This window comes from Paenibacillus sp. FSL H8-0283 (assembly GCF_045040675.1).
GTDB classification, from domain to species: Bacteria; Bacillota; Bacilli; order Paenibacillales; family Paenibacillaceae; genus Paenibacillus; species Paenibacillus amylolyticus.
Genome location: NZ_CP150295.1, coordinates 6,670,571 through 6,689,976, shown reverse-complemented (window position 1 = coordinate 6,689,976; position 19,406 = coordinate 6,670,571). Strand labels below are relative to the sequence as shown.

General features: G+C 46.7%; 18 protein-coding genes. 8 read left to right on the top strand and 10 right to left on the bottom strand.

All coding sequences use genetic code 11. From position 1 onward, the window contains the following. The first annotated feature begins 1 nt into the window (after position 1). Entirely contained in the window at positions 2 to 1,939 is a 1,938-nt protein-coding gene (gene cydC / locus MHI52_RS29380; protein ID WP_405158119.1) for a thiol reductant ABC exporter subunit CydC, read from the top strand. Positions 1,940 to 2,139: 200 nt separating this feature from the next. On the opposite strand, the gene MHI52_RS29375 is transcribed toward cydC, so the two are convergent. Beyond that, complete coding sequence (locus MHI52_RS29375) at positions 2,140 to 3,171, bottom strand: LacI family DNA-binding transcriptional regulator (RefSeq protein ID WP_076320341.1); 1,032 nt, start codon at positions 3,169 to 3,171, stop codon at positions 2,140 to 2,142. 490 nt (positions 3,172 to 3,661) lie between these two features. On the opposite strand from MHI52_RS29375, the gene MHI52_RS29370 reads away from it, so the two are divergent. The 3 genes from MHI52_RS29370 (at position 3,662) to MHI52_RS29360 (ending at position 6,855) form a co-directional block, all read left to right on the top strand. Beyond that, a complete protein-coding gene (locus MHI52_RS29370) occupies positions 3,662 to 5,005 on the top strand; it encodes an ABC transporter substrate-binding protein (RefSeq protein WP_405158118.1) in 1,344 nt (447 codons plus the stop codon). 138 nt (positions 5,006 to 5,143) lie between these two features. Beyond that, a complete protein-coding gene (locus tag MHI52_RS29365) occupies positions 5,144 to 6,037 on the top strand; it encodes a carbohydrate ABC transporter permease (RefSeq protein ID WP_036613007.1) in 894 nt (297 codons plus the stop codon). Further along, positions 6,037 to 6,855 carry a carbohydrate ABC transporter permease gene (locus MHI52_RS29360; protein ID WP_405158117.1) on the top strand — a complete coding sequence of 273 codons (819 nt, stop codon included), beginning with the start codon at positions 6,037 to 6,039 and terminating at the stop codon, positions 6,853 to 6,855. Before MHI52_RS29365 ends, MHI52_RS29360 begins: the two co-directional genes overlap by 1 nt. Positions 6,856 to 6,976: 121 nt before the next feature. Here the strand turns inward: MHI52_RS29360 and MHI52_RS29355 are convergent, their stop codons facing one another. The 3 genes from MHI52_RS29355 to MHI52_RS29345 form a co-directional block, all read right to left on the bottom strand. Continuing rightward, positions 6,977 to 7,936 carry an MraY family glycosyltransferase gene (locus MHI52_RS29355; RefSeq protein ID WP_036613004.1) on the bottom strand — a complete coding sequence of 320 codons (960 nt, stop codon included), beginning with the start codon at positions 7,934 to 7,936 and terminating at the stop codon, positions 6,977 to 6,979. Between the two features lie 118 nt (positions 7,937 to 8,054). Next, on the bottom strand, positions 8,055 to 8,870 hold the full coding sequence (locus MHI52_RS29350; protein ID WP_076329267.1) for a hypothetical protein: 816 nt from the start codon (positions 8,868 to 8,870) through the stop codon (positions 8,055 to 8,057). A 280-nt stretch (positions 8,871 to 9,150) separates the two neighbouring features. Then, positions 9,151 to 9,468: an ArsR/SmtB family transcription factor gene (locus MHI52_RS29345; RefSeq protein WP_405158116.1), complete on the bottom strand. Its 318-nt coding sequence runs from the start codon at positions 9,466 to 9,468 to the stop codon at positions 9,151 to 9,153. 354 nt (positions 9,469 to 9,822) lie between these two features. Here MHI52_RS29345 and MHI52_RS29340 point away from each other — a divergent pair, with 354 nt between their 5' ends. Continuing rightward, a complete protein-coding gene (locus MHI52_RS29340; RefSeq protein ID WP_076209652.1) occupies positions 9,823 to 10,203 on the top strand; it encodes a nuclear transport factor 2 family protein in 381 nt (126 codons plus the stop codon). Between the two features lie 197 nt (positions 10,204 to 10,400). Next, a complete protein-coding gene (locus MHI52_RS29335) occupies positions 10,401 to 10,922 on the top strand; it encodes a hypothetical protein (RefSeq protein WP_405158115.1) in 522 nt (173 codons plus the stop codon). 233 nt (positions 10,923 to 11,155) lie between these two features. On the opposite strand, the gene MHI52_RS29330 is transcribed toward MHI52_RS29335, so the two are convergent. The 6 genes from MHI52_RS29330 to MHI52_RS29305 all read right to left on the bottom strand — a co-directional run bounded on the left by MHI52_RS29330 (position 11,156) and on the right by MHI52_RS29305 (position 17,550). Then, positions 11,156 to 12,019 carry an IS3 family transposase gene (locus MHI52_RS29330; RefSeq protein ID WP_340983605.1) on the bottom strand — a complete coding sequence of 288 codons (864 nt, stop codon included), beginning with the start codon at positions 12,017 to 12,019 and terminating at the stop codon, positions 11,156 to 11,158. An 11-nt stretch (positions 12,020 to 12,030) separates the two neighbouring features. Next, a complete protein-coding gene (locus MHI52_RS29325) occupies positions 12,031 to 12,348 on the bottom strand; it encodes a transposase (RefSeq protein WP_036673079.1) in 318 nt (105 codons plus the stop codon). A gap of 258 nt (positions 12,349 to 12,606) precedes the next feature. Beyond that, positions 12,607 to 14,157 carry a gluconokinase gene (gene gntK, locus MHI52_RS29320; protein WP_315372185.1) on the bottom strand — a complete coding sequence of 517 codons (1,551 nt, stop codon included), beginning with the start codon at positions 14,155 to 14,157 and terminating at the stop codon, positions 12,607 to 12,609. A gap of 275 nt (positions 14,158 to 14,432) precedes the next feature. Then, positions 14,433 to 15,260: a carbohydrate ABC transporter permease gene (locus MHI52_RS29315; RefSeq protein WP_036612996.1), complete on the bottom strand. Its 828-nt coding sequence runs from the start codon at positions 15,258 to 15,260 to the stop codon at positions 14,433 to 14,435. A 20-nt stretch (positions 15,261 to 15,280) separates the two neighbouring features. Next, on the bottom strand, positions 15,281 to 16,147 hold the full coding sequence (locus MHI52_RS29310) for a carbohydrate ABC transporter permease (RefSeq protein WP_036613110.1): 867 nt from the start codon (positions 16,145 to 16,147) through the stop codon (positions 15,281 to 15,283). A gap of 128 nt (positions 16,148 to 16,275) precedes the next feature. Then, positions 16,276 to 17,550: an ABC transporter substrate-binding protein gene (locus MHI52_RS29305; protein WP_405158114.1), complete on the bottom strand. Its 1,275-nt coding sequence runs from the start codon at positions 17,548 to 17,550 to the stop codon at positions 16,276 to 16,278. Positions 17,551 to 17,873: 323 nt separating this feature from the next. Between MHI52_RS29305 and MHI52_RS29300 the strand changes: the two genes are divergently transcribed. Further along, a complete protein-coding gene (locus MHI52_RS29300; protein ID WP_315372491.1) occupies positions 17,874 to 18,641 on the top strand; it encodes a GTP cyclohydrolase II in 768 nt (255 codons plus the stop codon). Positions 18,642 to 18,833: 192 nt separating this feature from the next. Further along, the gene (locus tag MHI52_RS29295) at positions 18,834 to 19,403 is read left to right on the top strand and encodes a glycerol-3-phosphate responsive antiterminator (RefSeq protein WP_026081418.1); all 570 of its coding nucleotides are present in this window, start codon (positions 18,834 to 18,836) and stop codon (positions 19,401 to 19,403) included. Positions 19,404 to 19,406: the final 3 nt, after the last annotated feature.

Genomic DNA, 19,406 nt, shown 5'->3' with positions numbered 1-19,406 from the left:
AATGAAGTCCGGATATGAGCATATGGAGACCGTCCGTAACGGAAAAGAAAAAAATAGCTGGATTGCTCCGTATGTGGCACAGTACCGCTGGAGATTCATCGCAGTCATTGCGCTAGGTACATGCGCTACACTGTGTGCGGTACTGCTGCTGTTTACCTCCGGATTTCTGATCTCCAAGTCTGCGCTGCGTCCTGAAAATATTTTGATGGTGTATGTACCCATTGTTGGTGTACGTGCATTTGGGATATTCCGCGCCGTGTTTCGATATATCGAGCGATTGGCAGGACATGATGCCGTACTGCGGGTGTTGGCCGATCAACGGGTGAAATTATATCGTATTCTGGAGCCACAGGCTCTGTTCCTGCGTTCTCGTATGCAGACCGGGGATGTACTTGGAGCACTCGCCGATGATGTGGAGCGGCTGCAGGATATCTATCTGCGTACTGTTTTTCCCGCCGTTACCGCACTTGTGATGTACGGTGGGGCTGTGATTGCCTTTGGCAGTGTTGATCTGGGATTTGCGGTGTGGATGGGCTTGTATATGTTATTTCTCGTTGCCGTGTTACCTGCGATCTCCCTGAAAGTGACGTGGAAATGGCGTGTACGGCTGAAAAAGGAAAACAGCAGGTTGTATACCCGTCTGACCGACGGTGTACTTGGACTGGGAGATTGGCTTGCAAGTGGACGAGCGGCCGAATTTGTTCAGCAGCAGGAAGAAGCGGAGGAACAGGTCGACGCGATTCGTCGCAAGTTGCGGCGCTGGACACGCTGGCGTGATCTGATGGCTCAGTCTGTCATTGGCCTGCTGGTGGTATCGGTTACGTTATGGGCCGGAAATGCCGCTTCTATCGGGCAATTGCCTGCCGTGATGATTGCTGCTTTTGTATTGGTATTATTTCCTCTCACGGAATCAATTCTGCCTGTAGGGGATGCGGTGGAGCATCTTCCCCAGTATCGAGAATCGCTGGATCGCTTGAAACAGCTCGAAGGGAAAGGGTATCTTCCGTTGCAGAATGGAGTTGGTGATGCGGATGGAACGGGCGAATCGATCTCTGTAGTAAAAAACGGCAACGTGATGGCTGGACAGACATCGGAGTCCTTGCCAGCTGCGAATGTTATCCCAGACAGACGAATTCGTCTTCGCATTCCACCCAAACTCAGAGCAGACATCGAGATTAATCGCGTAAGTTATCGTTATGCAGCGGATGATTCCTACGCCGTACAGGACGTATCCCTTCATCTGCCACAAGGCAAACGATTAGCTATTCTTGGACGAAGCGGCGGCGGCAAATCAACCTTGTTGAAGCTGATTCAGGGGGCATTACTTCCGTCTGCGGGGAAAGTTCTGATCAATAATATGCCTGTGCAGACCTTGGGTGAGAGTGTCACTGATGTCATCGCAGTACTGAATCAGAGCCCACACCTGTTCGACACCACGGTAGCCAATAATTTGCGGATTGGTCGTCCATATGCAACGGATGAGGAGATTCGTCAGGTGGCCGCCCAAGTAGGGTTATCCGGTCTAATCGAATCTTTGCCGCAGGGATATGATACGCCAATGCTGGAGACGGGCCTGCGTTTCTCCGGTGGGGAAAGGCAACGGATCGCTCTGGCCCGGGTACTGCTTCGGGAGACACCTGTTATTATATTGGATGAACCAACCGTAGGGCTTGATCCGGTGACGGAACGAGAGTTGATGCGCACCATCCTGGACAACTTGCAAGGCAAAACGATGATCTGGGTCACCCATCACCTGATTGGTGCGGAACAGATGGATGAACTTATTTTTATGGAAAATGGAAAGATTGCCATGCAAGGTTCTCACGAACAATTGCTGGCTGGGGAAGAGCGATACCGCCGTCTAATCGAACTTGATCGGCCGGGGTGGTCTGACTTGCAGACAGTAGAGGGCAAGCTGCCTACTGCCGCTTCCAGATAGCAGGAACTTTCTCGGCAAATGGAAGCGAATAGCGTGTCTCAGGTTCATTAAAACAAAATAACACAAACAAGGGATGTCCCCTGTCATATTCATGACTTATGGGATATCCCCTTTTTGCTTCTTGGTGTGGAGTTTTATGAAAAATCGCTATGTCTATGATGTGAATTGATCTGCAGCAGCCAGTGCCAAAGACTTAACGCTCAGATTTCCTGTGCCAGCAGCATGGCTGTGCCACAGGATTGACGCACAACCAGTTCCGGCTCAACTTTAATGCAACGATTATCCATTTGTTTGTTCATCAGATCAAACAGAATCATGGCAGCAAGGCGTCCAATTTTGTCCGTATCCTGCTTGACGGTTGTTAGCGGTGGATCGGTATAACGACAGGCTTCGATGTCGTCACAACCTGCCACAGCTATATCTTCTGGAATGCGTAACCCCACTTCCTTAAAGGCACGAATAGCTCCAAAGGCAAGTAGATCTGTGGCTGCAAACACGGCACGTGGCAGAGTCTTGCAGGCGAGCATTTTCTTGGCCGCTTCGTATCCATCCGCTGCGGCATAATCTTTGCTGTATACAACCCACTCGGACTTTTCATCAAGACTAAACTGATTTAGTGAACGTTTGAAAGCCATCTCTCTCTGTTGCATCACAAGAGAGGCGCGCTCCAGCCCGATAAAACCAACATCTCGATAACCGTTCATATAAAATTGTTCTACAACTTTGGTTGAGATCTTATCGTTATCGGACATGATGTAACAGGAGCTTTGTCCTGTTAGCTCGATATCTATTCCGATACAAGGAATCGGGCTGGCATCCAGGTCGAATATGCTGCTCTCGACCTCATCCCCCGCAATAATAATACAGCCATCCACTTGAAAATACTTGGATCTCGCCAAGTAGTCCTCACCCTGATCCAGAAACTTCTCATTCGAGAAGAAGAGTAGATCGTATCCAAGCAAGCCAATTTGTTTCTTAAACGCATTGATAACCTGTACGAAGAAAGGGTGGCTGAAATCCACGTTCAGCTTCCCTGCAAACACAACGCCAACGAGGCTGGATTTTTTGGTTGCCAGTGTTTTGGCTGAAGAAGATGGACGATAGCCTGTCTCTTCCATAATTTTAAGCACACGCTGGCGCGTTTCCTCGCTAATATCTGGATAGTTATTGATAATCTTGGACACCGTGGCTACAGATACGCCGGCTAAACTCGCTATCGTTTTGATATTCATAAACATCCCTCGGATTCCTAAACTGGTTTCGTAAACTGGGGCTGTATCGGTTTTTTCTCTTTCTTGCAAGTATTCTATGCTACATAGACCGGAGAGTCAACAGCAGAGAGAGGGTTTCACACTTGAAATGATATGCATCCATAGGTTTGAATTGATCAAGGATGTTTGTTGCGAAAATAAAGACTAATTTTAGCTCGTAATCTTAATTGTTTTACAGATTTTGAGTCCATTTAAAGGAATACCAGGCTATCTGGGGCTGTATATGAAATTATGTCATGTGCTGTGTTTCGTAACTTTCGTAACTATCGTAAAGGTTACCTTGATTTCAACGTATACAGCAATAAATAAAGCTTTTATCAAGCGGTTTGGAGCATGGGAATCAAAAAAACAAAATGACTATTTACAAAATAAAGATCTGAAGTCATAATAAGGGTGAAATTAACGAAACTGATTTCGTGGATTTAATTCAAAAATATGGGGGACAACGAAAATGAAGAAAATGACTTTAGCCATTGTACTTGTAACCGCTTTATTATGTGTGCTCGCCGCTTGTAGTAGCAGCTCTTCGGAATCAGAAGGAAATCAGGCTACAGACAGCAGCAAAAAAGTTACCTTGAAGATCATTCACTGGCAGCAAGAGAATATTAACAACTACATCAAAGAGTTTAATACGAAATTTGAAGCGAAATATCCGGACGTAAAGGTGGAGTATACTACCGTTCCGGCAGACGCGACTTACGATCAGTTGATGCAAACACGGATGAACGCCGGAAGTAATGGGGATGTGGATATCATTCCACTCAAATCAAGCTTTGTAGGCGCTCCGCAGGAATGGTCCAGTGGTGCTGCTGATCCGATGTGGAAGCAATGGATCGATGCCGGGTTAATCAGTGATCTGTCTGATCAATCTTTTATCAAAAACTACAATGAATCGGATGTACAGAACGCAATGACGTATAACGATAAGGTGTACGGTGTAAACATGGGCAAGGTGGCATTCACAGGACTGTTCTACAATAAGGAACTCTTCGCAAAATATAATCTGGAAATCCCTACAACCTGGGATGAATTGCAACATGTTATCAAAGTGTTCAAAGACAATGGTGTCGAAGCGCTGGGTCTGGCGGGTAAAGATGTATGGCCAATAGGTCTTGCGGTGCAAGGGCTTCAGGCCTCTATTCATGAAGATCAGCTTGCTTATATCAAAGGTCTATGGACTGGTGAAACCAAGCTGACTGATCCGGTTCAACTTGAAGTCTTGCAGAAATCTCAGGATCTGATGAACAATGCAATGCCTGGTTTCATGGGTATTGACTACGGAACATTGCCCAGTTTGTTCGCTACAGGCAAGGTGGCTATGATTGCTGACGGTACTTGGGATGCAACAACAATTCAAACGGCCAACCCTGATCTGAAGTTTGGATATTTCCCAATTCCAGGTAGCAATGATGCAGCCAAGAACAAAAATCTGGCGGGTAAATACGATATGACCTGGATGGTGGTGGATAACTCACCGAACAAGGATTACGCAATGAAATGGCTTGATATGTTATCGGAGAAAGAGAACTACACGGAATTTGTGAATGCAGCCGGCTTCCTGCCTACACAGCCTGATGTGGAGATGACAAGTGAGTTTATCCAAGGCATTCAGCCTTACCTGGAGGACTTTAAACTATCTTGGGATCAGTTGTTCATTAACCGTCAGAATGTAGGACAGTACATTTCGGAGGCCAGCGTTCACGCAGAGATGCTCAAGCCAGCCGGACCGATTGCAACACCGGAAGAGCTTGCAGGTAAATCCCAAGCGGACTGGGATGCTGCTGCTCCAAAGTAATTCATAATCATTCATATTCATGGCACAAGTTGGCCGCATGCGCCGGAATAGCGCTCGGGTCTGAGCCTTCAGGCCAGACAAGGCTGTTATTCCGGTTTTCTTATGTCTTAGTTTTACCCCATGAAAGGTGTGAGGACGATGTATCCGTTTGGGAAAGGTAAGGCAAGACTTATTCCTTATCTGTATTTGAGCATTCCGTTGTTACTTTACGTCGTGTTTGGCTTCGGTCCATCACTTGTGACGATACTGTTTTCGTTTACAGATGCTACTGGTGTTCGGGGCCAGGAATGGAGCTTTATCGGCTTTGAAAACTATAAAACATTTTTTGGTGCATCCAATGCTGGAGACCGAATGGATGCTATTGGGCGATCCTTATACTTTGCGTTTGCTGTTGTGATCATACAAAATGCAGTGGGTTTGTTTATAGCGATTTTGATCAATAAAAAGCTTAGAGGCGATAAATTATATCGCGCGGTATTCTTTTTGCCAGTGGTGCTGGGGGTTACTGTGTCTGGGCTCATTTGGCAACTCGTTGCAAATCCGCTGGGCGGACCAGCCCAGTCCTTTCTGAATTTCTTGGGTACCAGTTCCAACTTTTTTGGTGATTATAATATCGCCTTTGAATTGATTATTTTTGTTCAGATCTGGATGTACATGGGTTACTCCATGACGATTTTTCTTGCAGGTCTGCAGTCCATTCCAAGCGATCTGTATGAGGCGGGTTACATGGATGGTGCTTCGGGGTGGAAAGCATTTACGAACATTACATTCCCCATGATTGCTCCTGCATTCACGGTTAACATGCTCTTGTCTATCATAGGGGCATTGCAAACCTTTGATATTATCTATGTACTTACAGGCGGCAAGTTCAATACAACGACGCTTGCGTTTGATGTTTATGCTACGGCATTTGGCACAGGAACGGCTGATTATGGTTTGGCTTCTGCTGTGGCGATGATTCAGTTCCTCTTTGTATTTACCATATCGATGGTCGCTTTATTTTACCTTCGCAGAAGAGAGGTGGAAGCGTAATGAAACAGAGCCAAACGTCCAGAATGGTCAGCTACGTTATCGTTCTGCTCATGCTTGCGTTGTACGTTTTCCCTCTATTCTATCTGTTCAATGTATCCATGAAGACACAGACAGAGTATCTGCTCGATCCTGTAGCTCTTACTGAAGGGATTCGGCTTGAGAACTTTTCCGAAGCATGGAACAAAGGGAACTTCTCTCAGTATATGTGGAACAGTGTGCTCTATACAGGGATGTCCACCCTGCTGACGTTGATTTTATCTATATTTGCTGCATTCCCGCTCGCACGCAGATATGTTAAATTCAGCACAATCATTTATATTTTCTTTCTAATTTCCATGTACCTTCCCAACCCGCTCATTCCGCAGTTTTCCCTGATCAATAATCTGGGTCTTTACAATACCCAAATCGGGTACATCTTATTGAAGACGACAGGTACGGGCATTGCCTTTCTCATGTTTGTGGGTTATATCAAATCAATATCGCGTGAACTGGATGAGGCCTCTGCCATGGACGGGTGCGGGTATACAAGGTATCTGTTCACCATCCTTGTTCCGTTAATGAAACCAATCCTGGCAACAGGTATTATTCTTACCGCGATTGGTGTATGGAACGATATTATCGGGCCGACCATTTATTTATCTGATCCGAATTATCAGCCGGTAACCAAAGGACTCTTTACATTTTATGGACAGTACATGAACAACTGGCCGCTGCTCGCGTGTGGCATTCTGATTGTTACCTTGCCACTGGTTGTTCTGTACGTTGCTTTGCAACGTTTCATTGTTGGAGGTGCTATGGCAGGGGCTGTTAAATCGTAAGTTAGAATCACTCCGCTTTAACTGAAAAGAAAAAAAGGCAAGCGACCCAAAAAAACATCATAAGAAAGCCACCCTCAACGCAATGAAGGTGGCTTCTATTATTTTCATCGTTATTTTGGTTTTATAACTCCACTAACATCAGAATAATGGAGGATAGACACAGACATGTGCTGACTAGATACAGCACACCCACCACCTGATTTTGATTCAATCCGGCACGCAGCAACCGATAATGGGCTTGACTTGCATCGGCCTGATAGATCGCTTTACCTTGAATGAAACGTTTGATAACGACAAAGATGTTGTCGAAGATCGGTACACCCAGCGCCAGAATCGGAATGAAGATGGACAACATGGTTGCTTGTTTGAATGCACCATCCAGAGCGATAACCGCCAGAATGAAGCCAAGGAACGTAGCGCCTGCATCACCCATGAACACTTTGGCAGGAGCTTTGTTGTACTTCAGATAACCAATCGTTACACCGACCAGAATGATCGACATGAGTGCGGAATCACTTTGACCTTTGGCAAGCGCCACGATGAACAGGGTAATTGCCGAGATGGCCGATAACCCGCCAGCCAGTCCGTCCATGCCGTCCGAGAAGTTGATGACTGTTGTCACCCCGAAGATCCACAGGATCGTGAGAATGAATTGCAGCCAGATCGGAAGCATGACATATTCCGCGTTGAAGGGATTCACAAATCCGGTGAACGCAATGCCAGAAGCAAATACGAGTACTGCCGCAGAGACTTGTACGAGCATTTTGGGCAGGGCAGGAAAATCTTTGCCTTTTGTTTTGTACCAGTCGTCGACGGTACCAATCGTTAGCAGAAGCATACCACCAGCGACCAGAGCCGCTGTTTCCCATGTGATTTCTTTCGTCAGAGCAATGTATGTCAGGAAAAATCCAGTAAATATCGCGTAACTCGCCGTGAGCGGGATAGGTTGCCTGTGTAGCTTACGCTCCACATCTTCCCGAGGCTTGTCCACAAAATCGAGCCGGTGAGCCAATCGACCAAGCGGTGGAATAAGCAGAACCACGACAGCAAAAGACACTATAAAAGCCAGTATGTATACCATAAACTCGCTTGTTTCACTCCCATCTACCAATTTCCCCTTATTATACGAGTTAAACAGGAAATCTGTCGATGTCATTATTGTAACCAGACGTATGCAAAGGTGAGCAAAAGTTCAGGTTTTATTGCATGTGAGGAAGATAGGAGCCGAAATAATGTTTTACGGCTTCTGTATGATATCCATCATCACCTTGCCAGGTTGCTGCAAAGACAAAATCGCTGGAACCACCTTTGCGTTTTCTCGGTTTATCTCCAGGAGCCAGTATGCCGGCTGCCGCCCAGATTTCCAGCAGGGCATCCCGCTCCTGTTTGCTGGAAGGGAAGAGATCCTTCCACTTCTTCTCAAGTGAGCGAGCACTGTCTTTGGGGTCTTCCGTCTGAGCTGCTTCAAGCAGGTTGACCAGGATGGCTTGGTCTTCAGGAGTTACTTCATAGTTCGCATCGTTGTCCTGAAGCAGTAATTCCAGATCCATCAGGCAATAGATAAGCCAGCCGTGACGCACGCCGCCCCACTTGATCCGTTCAAAATTAAGGACGTTTAAGTCGACATTGGAATATTCCTTGTCTGACTGCAAACGCAGGAAGTTACAATCTCCACAGGAACTGGTGTTAGGGTGAAGGGCAGGGCGCTCTGCATAGGTGTGTAAAGGCATGTTCGATGTTAAAGCCCAGCTGGATAATGCGCTGCGTAGATAGGCTTTTTTGGTGGACAGACTATGTAGAAATGCCGAAATCACCCGTTCCTTAAACGAGTCCTCCTGATGCATGTCGTATAGACGCTGGACAATCTCGTCATGCGTGATCGTGAGTGGATCGAACATGACACCTTTGCTTTTGGCATATTCAAATTCCTCCCCGGAGAAGGGTAGAGAGGTTGTTTTCCAGCCCCCACCTCCCCAGAAGGTGCTCAGCAGTATCTTTGCTGCCTTTTTGTCCATATGGTTAGCCTCCTTTATGGGAATTGCAATTATGATGAATGTGATGCTTTGATCTATAAGATTGAACTAAAGAGTTTTTATCCTTGCCACTTCGATGACAGAACAACCTTCCGATCGCTGTTATCGCCCGAATTTTCGATTTACTTTTAAAAGGTGAAATTCTGGTAATAGCGTATGCTTACGATGCAGCTTTCTTGCAGAAAGCTTTTAGCTCCGCTTCTTCAGGTTATTTCTGCCCTCTACGTTCTTGTCTAAAGGGTTAATTCAATTTATCTAGGGCCTATGTTACGTATTCCTCGTTTGTATTCAGAATCATGTCGACGAGGCCTGGAAAACGTACGTTTAGCTCTTCCTTTCGTAGGGAATAAAAGTGCTGTTTACCTTCAATGCGTGGCTGGATTACGCCAGCTCCACGTAAAATTTTGATGTGATGGGACAACGTGGATTTGGAAATATGGTCTACTTCGAAAGCGGAACAGTTTTTCTCGCCAGAACTGGCCAAACAGTGTGCAATTTTCATGCGGATCGGATCACCCAATGCATTGCAGACCGTGGTCAGCTTCAATTCCGAAGCCATAGGTATCGTTGGAATTCTCATATCTATGACGTTAGCATATTCGGCTTTCTCTTTCAATGTTTGAAGAATTTCGAACTATAGAAGTTGAACTACAACTATTACACATGGTTACTCCGATTGCAGTACCATCTTTCGATCGCTCTTATCCCCAGATTTTCTTTATTCCCTTGGTCCAAGGGAAAAATCCGGTGATAAATGCGCACGCTTCGCTTCTTCAGATTGGTTCTGCACTCTCCGTTTTAGTGTAAAAGTCGGTCTCAACTTATATATTTCTTGCGGGCAGTATAAGAAGTATGATACATTTCTTTTCAATTAGTTCGAAAATATTCGAACTGAAAGATTGGAAAATGGCTTTTTATTCTAGGAGGAATATAAATGAGTACCACTACACTGTTGAACAACTATTTCCGTTTATTTGATGCTTCACGCACAGACGAGCGCGCCATGCAGGATTTATTGTCCCTGTTTACACCGGACGCAGAGATTGTGCTTAACGGCACCAGCCGAACGGGATTCGACGGTTTTATGAAAGCTTTCTACGAGTACAATAAGGATGTAAAACATATGTGGGACGCGTGGGTGCAACAGCCTGACGGCAGCTACCAAACGAACTGGGCGGTATGCGGACAAGCGGCAGACGGAACGGTATATGCCAAAGCAGGCATCGATATCGCACGTGTAAATGATGCGGGGCAGATTGTATATCTGGAGAATGTACAGGCCGATCAGAATGCGTTCAGCAAGTATAATCAGTAATTAAAATCTAGGATTTCAGTTCTATAGTTGTTAGAAATCTGAATCAATAAAAGATAGGAAACCTTAACTCCACCGCTTTTTCATGCTGTGGGGTTTTGTTATACCCAACATGCTCAATCATTCTTTTTAGGGTAGGATTAGAATAAAGGGATGAACATTATAATTCTTATTTGTTGGAATAAAGAGGAGTGAACTACATGAACGAAGTTGGGAACCGAAACGTTATGGAACCTTTAGAGGTCATACCGATGGTCGGTATTGGACCATTTAAGTTGGGAATGAGTAAATCAGAGGTAGAAGAGATCATTGAGTGCATCACCCCGGAGATTAGTCAGCTCTACAACCAAATGGAGTATGATTTGGAACATAAACTCTATTTCATTGAAGTAACTAATCCACACGATTATCCACCTGATGAATCTGATGTTGTCCTTACATATGATAATATTGATGTTTTTCGAACAAAGGCTGATGATCTCGTTAAGCTAATAGATAGTAAGACACCATATACTCGAGACATCGATGCGGAGTTGGGATTTTCTTTTATTTTCAAAGACATCCAATTGGCTTTGTGGAGACCTAGCGTGATGACCGAAGAAATGATGAATTCAGTTGAGTTTCTGACCGAGTTTACGCCAGAGAATCAGGAACTTGAAAAGAGATTTTTCTATTTTAGGACGGTTGCTGTGGCGGCCCCTGGATACTTTAATAGAACATAAAGGGAAGCTCCAAGTATGATGAGAGATAAATTTGATCCAATCTAAATAGAGTTTATATAGTCTGTGCATGAAAAAAAGCCCATTCCCATATGGACATAACCATGGCGGGGTGGGTCTCTTTAACTTACGATATCTCGTATTAATTCTAACGAACCTGTGACGCGCTATTGGAGGATATTTGGAGAAAATAAATTTCTAACGAACCACATGGACCTATGTCAAAAAAGTAGACACTACGCTGCGGATTTGTCCGTAAATTTCATCGCAAAACGAGCAGGGGAAAGATACCCTAGCGCGCCATGCATTCGCTTGCGGTTGTAATAGAACTCGATGTACTGGTAGATGGCAGTATAAGCCTCTTCCGGTGTCTTAAAACGAGGGGTGCAGTAAATGAGTTCCTTCTTTAAAATACTGTGCCATGACTCAATACAGGCGTTATCATAACAGTTTCCTCGGCGGCTCATGCTTGATTCCATTCCGTATGATTTCAGTTGCTCCACGTATTCTTTGGACGTGTATTGAGAGCCGCGATCCGAGTGATGGAGTAATCCCGGAGCGGGGCGTTTGGCCTTGTAAGCTTCCTCCAGTGCACCCATCACCAAACTGGTTTCCATATGGTTATATAGACGCCAGCCTACAATTTCACGTGTGCACAAATCCAGAACGCTGGCGAGATATAGACGACCTCCTCGGCAAGGAATGTAGGTGATGTCGGTAACCCATACCGTATTCGGTTTGGACGTTTTAAATTGCTGATTCAGCGTATTTGGTGCAAGGGGATGGTTGTGTTTGGAATCCGTCGTCTGAACGCGATATTTGGGCATGACCACAGAACGTAGATTCATTTGACGCATGTATATACTGACGGTACGTGAAGAGATTCGCAACCCTTCTAAATGGAGCAGATACGTAATTTTAGGACTTCCACACCGCATCTGGTGGTCGTAAAAATGATAGCGAATACGCTTCATGACCTCTCCTTTGCGGTCCTGCCGCTTGCTGGTTCGGTCCATTCGCCATTTGTAATATCCGCTCCGTGATACTTGAAAGGTTCTGCACATCTTCTCCAAAGAAAACTCGGAGCGATGGTCTTCCACAAACTGAAATCTTAGCTCTTTGGTTTGCTGAAGATGTGCACTGCTTTTTTTACAATCGCCAGTTCTTCTTGTGTATCCGCAAGCGTGTGCTCTTTCTCTTGAAGCAACCGGCGCATCTCTTGGAGCTCTGCTTCCAGTTCCTTCACTCGATCTACGCTTGCAACAGGCTCATGTTTTAGTTCGCGGTACTTACTCATCCATTGGTGCAACGTACTTTTTGGAATGTTGAGTTCTTCTGCCAAATCTCCAAGTGTCTTCGTCTGCTCTTGAATAAATTTGACCGTTTGTTTCTTGAATTCTTCGTTATATCGTTGCCGCTGTTCTCCCATGTGGACACCTCCGTTAGTCTTATTATCCTTCCGTCCGTTAACGGGTGTCCACTTTTTATTCTAGCTCCAACAGACACGTTAATTGGCTACATATTAGGTTCTAGAGCAGTTTTGTGCCCATGTAAGCCGATATAAGGTGGCTCAGGTTCGTTAGATTTTGAAAACATGCTATAAACCTCATATAAGATGTCTACGATTCGTTAGCGTATTCCATGTTCGACTTTTTGAATCTCCGACGTGTAACATCCCACGCCTTCCCTACCCCTGCATCGTCTTATTTTGAAAGGCAGCGATATCCGCATACTCTTCTTCGAATTTGCGGGAGATGCGGATGAAGATCGGCAACAGTTCACGGTACACGCGGACACTGTCCGGGTCTGGTTGGTGCCGATGCGTTGATCCGATCATGCCGGAGACGGCACTCAGGGAATCGATGCGGCCAAGAGCGTACAAGCCCAGTACAGCAGCGCCGAGACAGGAGCTTTCAATACTTTCGGGGATGATGACATCCTGATCGAAAATATCGGCCATCATCTGGCGCCATAACTCAGAGCGGGCGAAGCCGCCTGTCGCCTGAATTTTTTTCGGACGGCCAATCTTTTCTTCGATCGCCAGCATGACCGTGTACAGGTTAAACAACACACCTTCGAGCGCAGCGCGAATCATATGTTCTTTCTTATGATGCAGCGTCAGGCCGAAAAACGAACCCCGTGCATTGGGATTCCAGAGCGGAGCCCGCTCACCTGTCATATACGGATGGAACAAGAGACCTTCCGAACCCGGAGGTACGTTTTCTGCGACACGAGTAAGCACTTCATATGGATCGATGCCAAGTCGTTTCGCAGTCTCCACCTCGGAAGCTGCAAACTCGTCCCGAATCCAGCGGAAAATAACACCGCCATTGTTCACCGGTCCGCCAATGACCCAGGCATCCTCCGTGAGCGCATAACAGAAGAAGCGTCCTTTGGGATCGGTCACTGGTTTATCTACGACTGTACGAATCGCTCCACTGGTACCAATGGTCACGGCCACGACGCCCGGATCAATGGCGTTCACGCCCAGATTGGAGAGCACACCATCACTTGCACCGATGACAAATGGTGTGGTGACCGCAATGCCCATCTCCTTGGCGTACTCCGGGTGCAACCCATGTTTCAGCACATGTGTGGTTGGGACCAATCGGGACAAGTGTTCCGGCGTAATGCCCGCTACATGCAGCGCTTCAGCATCCCAGTCGAGTTTCTCCAGATTCATGAGTCCGGTTGCGGAGGCCATGGAGTGATCAATGACGTATTCAGAAAATAATTTATAGAAAACATATTCTTTCATGGATATGAATTTGTGCGTCTGTCTGAACAATTCAGGCTGATCCCGGGTGAGCCACATGATCTTGGTGAGAGGGGACATCGGATGAATCGGCGTACCTGTTCTCAGATAGATTTCGTGACCATTCATCTCCGATTTGAGTACTTCCGTCCATTCTGCACTGCGATTATCTGCCCAAGTCATGGCCCGCATCAGCGGTGTGCCCTGTTGATCGACTGGCAGAATGCTGTGCATGGCCGAACTGAAGGATACAAACAGGATGTCCTCTGGCTTCACTCCCGCTTTGGAAGTGGCCTGTTTAACGGACTCGATGACTGCTTTGAAAATATCTTCCGCATCCTGCTCCGCAATCGCAGGTGTGGGGGTGTGCAGCGGATAATCGGCACTGCCTTGAGCCACAATGGTTCCGTTCTGTTCGAACAAGACGGCCTTGGTGGAGGTCGTGCCGATATCTACGCCGATCATATAGGGTGAAGAAGCCATTTTGTCATCCCTCTTTCTTAAATATATAAGTGAATGAATGCTTTTACACGTTAACACTTTGGGTACAGAAAGCCTTCCGATCGCCGTTATCCCCAAATTTCTTGATTCCCTCTTCAAAGGGAGAAATTTGGTTATAAATGCGAACATTCCATTTCTTCAGGCCCTTTCTGTCCCCTTCGTGCACGTGGTGCTATTCATCCAACTTATATGGCATCTGTTATTTCATCTATAGATAAGAATATCAGACTTGAGGGATGGATCAAAATGCCACAATCTTAGTCCTTCACCGCCCCTGCGGCAATATCCGAAATAAACTGGCGGCTGATAAACAGGAACATAACGATGAGCGGAATGACGGCAAGCAACGTACCAGCGATAACCATGGCATAGTCTGTGTTATACAACCCGTTTAATTGAGACAACGCAATCTGCAACGTGTATTTGCGTTCATCCGTCAGGACGATCAAAGGCCACAGATAATCATTCCATACGCCGATAAAGGTGAACGCGCCGAGGAAAGCAAAGGCAGGTCGCAGAATTGGCAGCGCCACGTTCCAATAGAGTCGGAAGAAATTACAGCCGTCGATGCGGCCCGCATCCAGCAGATCGTTGGGAATGGACTCTGTGGCATACTGGCGAATCCAGAAGATGCCGAAGGCGTTCACCATGCCCGGAATAATGAGAGCTTTGAAGGAACCGACCCAACCGAACGTAGCCATGAGTACGAAGGAAGGCACCAGCGACAGCTGGGAAGGTACCATCATGGTTGCGAGCAGCAAGATGAAGAGCCACTTTTTGCCGGGAAATTCAAACTTCGCAAACGCAAACCCCGCCAGTGAGTCAAAAAACAGCACCAGAATGGTCACGAGGCCTGACACAAACAACGTATTCAGAAAGGCGCCCCAGAAATCAATCTGCTGCAACACCCGCGTGATATTATTCCACAGTTCGCCCCCGAACCAGAGCTGGGGTGGAAACTTGTAGATATCGGACGTTGTCCGGGTAGACATTACAATCAGCCAATAGAACGGGAACATGGATATGAGCATGCCCCCGATAAGACCGGTATACAACACCAGCGATTTGAGGTGTTTGGTCGCCATGTGCGCTCCCCCTTATCACATCAGGATGATTTGCCTTGAACAAGCTTCCAGTTCACAATCGAGAACAGGGCGATAATGAGGAACATGCCCCAACCAACGGCAGCGCCATATCCGAAATAATTGTTAATGAAGGATTCACGGTAGAGGTACAGTACAATCGTCATGCCTGCTGCACCTGCGCCACCGTCATTGCCTACCAATACTTGTGGCTCGGTGAACAGTTGCATACCGCCAATCGTTGATGTAATGACCGTAAACAGAATCACAGGACGCAACATCGGAATTGTAATTCGGAAAAAGGACTGTATCGCTGATGCGCCATCAATCTTGGCCGCTTCGTATAATGTCTGCGGAATACTCTGAAGTCCGGCCAGATAGATGACGGCGTTATATCCGGTCCAGCGCCAGACCACCATGGAGGAGATTGCGACTTTAATGCCCCATGGTGCATTAAGCCACTCCACAACCGGTAACCCGACCGACTGCAACAGATAATTGAGAAAGCCATAATTGTTGGCAAATAAAGCACCGAAGATAATGGCTACCGCCACGATGGATGTGACGTTTGGCAGAAAATAACCGACCCGAAACAGGGTACGAAACTTCACAAATGGTGCATGTAGCAAAAAGGCAATAATCAGGGCGAAAAAGAGCATCGGAATCGTCGAATAGATCCAGATCATGAACGTGTTGCCCACGGCTTGCCAGAACTCGGCATCGGTCAGCATGTATTTGAAATTGTTGAGTCCGTTAAACGTCATGACACCGATGCCATCCCATTTATGAAAAGCCAGATAGAGTGAGAACCCAATCGGGAACAGCCCAAATACCGCAAACAGAATATAAAACGGCGATATCGCAACATAAAGTGCACGATGCTCCCACATTCTGGCCCACAGTGACTTCTGCCGATCCAGATCAGGTCTTGCATTTCCGGGATCGGGAGTAAGACGAGGTTCAGTTACAGCCATATGAATTCCTCCTTTGCGGATAACGAAACCACACGTTGTTCAGGTTAACGCTGCAATTCCCGCTCGACGCGGTGTACCGTATCCGTCCAGACCTGCTGTGGATCGGCATTTTGCTTCGCGACATCATTCAGCCGTCGAGTGATAATGTTGTGTACGGATGGGTATCTTTCGCCAAAGAAAGCATCCGGCACATCCTGTGCCGATTCGGCAAATACAGGCCCTGTCGCCTGTCCACCGAAGAAAGGTTCTTTTTCTTTCATGGCAGGATCATCAAACACACCTGGTGCAGAAGGGAACAGGTTCAGTGTCTGATATTGCTCCAGTTGATTTTCGGGACTTTGCAGCCAGCGAACCAGTTCAAAGGCTTCCTGAGGATGTTCACTCGACTTCAGGATGGACAGGAATGATCCTCCGTTGTTGCCATCTCCCTCTGGTGCTCGAGCGACCCGCCACTTCCCGGATGTATCCGGAGCGGCTTCCTGAAGAACTTGTTTCATCCAGACAGCGCCCACGAAAGAGGCGATTTCGCCATTATTCATCGCGGCGTTCCAGCTTGGAGTCCAGCCATCTGCATTGGCTAGCAGTCCCTTCTCTTTGAAAGCAACGGCCGTATCCCAGCTCTTGCCCACAATAGGGGAATCCATGCCGATAAAGGACCCGTCCGGCCGGAAATAACGCTCCGCAGACTGCGATATGACTTGATTGTAAACGGTTGCAATATTGTCGGTTAGAAAAACCTTGCCTCCGAATTTTTCCTTGAGCTGTTCTCCGGCAGCAACATATGCATCCCAACTGTTGATCTGGCGTGTAACGTCCTCGGGATCAGATGGCAATCCGGCCTCCTTGAACAGATCTTCTCGGTAGAAGAGGGCTGTTGGGCCCGTATCCATCGGGAAACCAATCATCTGTCCGCTTGGCGTAACGCCTTGCTTCCATTTCCACGGCAGATATTGGTCTTCAATATCTCCTGCACCGAGATCATACAGATTATAGAAACGGTCCTCACTGGGGAATAGCTCCATGATCCAGTCGTTCAATGCTACAATGTCTGGTTCACCTGAGCGTGCAGCGAGTGTTGTTTTGAGTTTTGCTTTGAAATCACCGCCGATTTTCTGAGCTGTCAGTTCGATATTGGGGAACTTTTCCTTAGCCCTGGCAATCAACTTATCATCGATGGAACGATTCCAGTACCATAATGTAAGCGCTACCTTTTTGTTGTTCGCTGAATCGTCCTGTCCGGGCCAGATGGAGCATCCGCTTATGAGCAGGACGCAGACCATCAGTATGGCTGTCCAGCATGTTCTTTTCCGGCGGATCATGTGTATTACCCCCTCATCATTAAGTTCGAGGCATGAAGTGCTTTGGACTACAACATTAGTGTATGAGCAGTTTATAAACTCATACCCAATATTCCTAAAATGAAACACATATTTGTGTCAATTGCGTAACATAAATTGGGTAGTTACTTTAAAAATAAAAGTTACTTGACACATTATAATTTTTATTCTAAACTAACTTACATAAAGTAACTAATGATGATGAGAATAATATAGATACGTACTATATAACGTCCAAGTGATCCATTTTCGCTTTGGATGCGAATCAATCAACAGACAAGTTGGCCTAAACAGGAGGAACGACAATGATCAATTCACATATTATTCAACTGCTTGCCCCCAAAATTCAGACTTTTCCGAGTGGAAAAGAGTTCATATACCTCGTGGGACCGATTAAGCTCCCGGTAAACCTTGATGGGGAGACCAAGACATTCCAGTGGTATAGCTGGATGAAGTCAGACAAAGCAATGGAGAGCGGCGAGTTAATCGAATCCCTTGCTGAGGCTGAACTGGCAGAGCGTCAACAATCCAGTGTTCTGGTGTATGGTGACTTTGCTGAAGCACAAGAAGCGCTGATCCGGATGCATAGCATCTGTCATACAGGCGACATCTTTGGCAGCAAACGCTGTGATTGCGGCTTCCAATTGGAGCAATCCATGAAAATGATCGCCGCTCACGGAGCGGGTGCACTGTTCTATCTTGCGAACCATGAGGGACGTGGCATTGGTCTGTTCAGCAAAGCCATGGCGTACATTTTGCAAGAAGAAGGTCTGGATACGGTAGATGCAAACTTGCAACTCGGATTCACAGACGATGCTCGTAATTATGACGATGCGATTGCTGTGCTGCGTACACTTCGCTCCGCACCGGTTACATTGATCACCAACAATCCACGGAAGCTGGCTGCTTTGCAGGAAGCGGGATTAAATGTGGGCGGACGTGTGCCACTATGGGGAGATCGCTCTGCTTTCAACGAGAAATATCTGCAAACGAAAGTGAACCGTTCCGGTCATTTGGCAGAAAGTGATGGTTGGGCTGGGGCAGAGACGCTGCTTCCGCATGCGCAGGGTTAATCATTATTTATAGACGTATACGAATAGATGGCTAGCCGTTGATGTACTCTCTGTTATGGAGAAGTACAACAGCGGCTTTTTGCTATGGATGATAGGGTAGCGATCAGGTTTTCCTGATTCACGGAATGGCTTGCCGTTCCCGCAGTGCGGATTATACAATATAGTCATCTGATGAATGCGGGAGGAACCAAGGTGCCATTTGAGGGACAACGTATATTGCCGGCTGCAAAGAGCATGAAGCAGTTTGAAGCGATGATTGAAGGCCCTTATACCTATGGGGTGATGCTGGAAACGCATATTGCACAGCTTCAGAGTGTAATGGACGAGGCTCGGCGGTACGACAAAAAGATACTTTTGCATGCAGATCTGGTCCAAGGATTGAAGAATGATGAGTATGCGGCAGAGTATCTGTGTCAGCACATTCGCCCGGCAGGACTGATCTCTACGCGAGCGAGTGTCATTCAGAAGGCAAAGCAGAAAGGCATTACAGCGATTCAACGTATTTTTCTGCTCGATACCCATGCACTGGAGAAAAGTTATCTGCTGCTGGCCAAAACCCAACCGGATTATATTGAAGTATTACCTGGCGTCATTCCGCATATTATTGCGGAAGTGTCTGTGCGTACAGGGATACCCATTATTGCAGGGGGATTGATCCGTTCACCGGAAGAGGTTGAACTTGCGCTTGGCGTCGGGGCTACGGCAGTGACCACATCCAACGCAGATCTGATCCGACACTTCGAGAAATCGCTTACACCTTAAAAA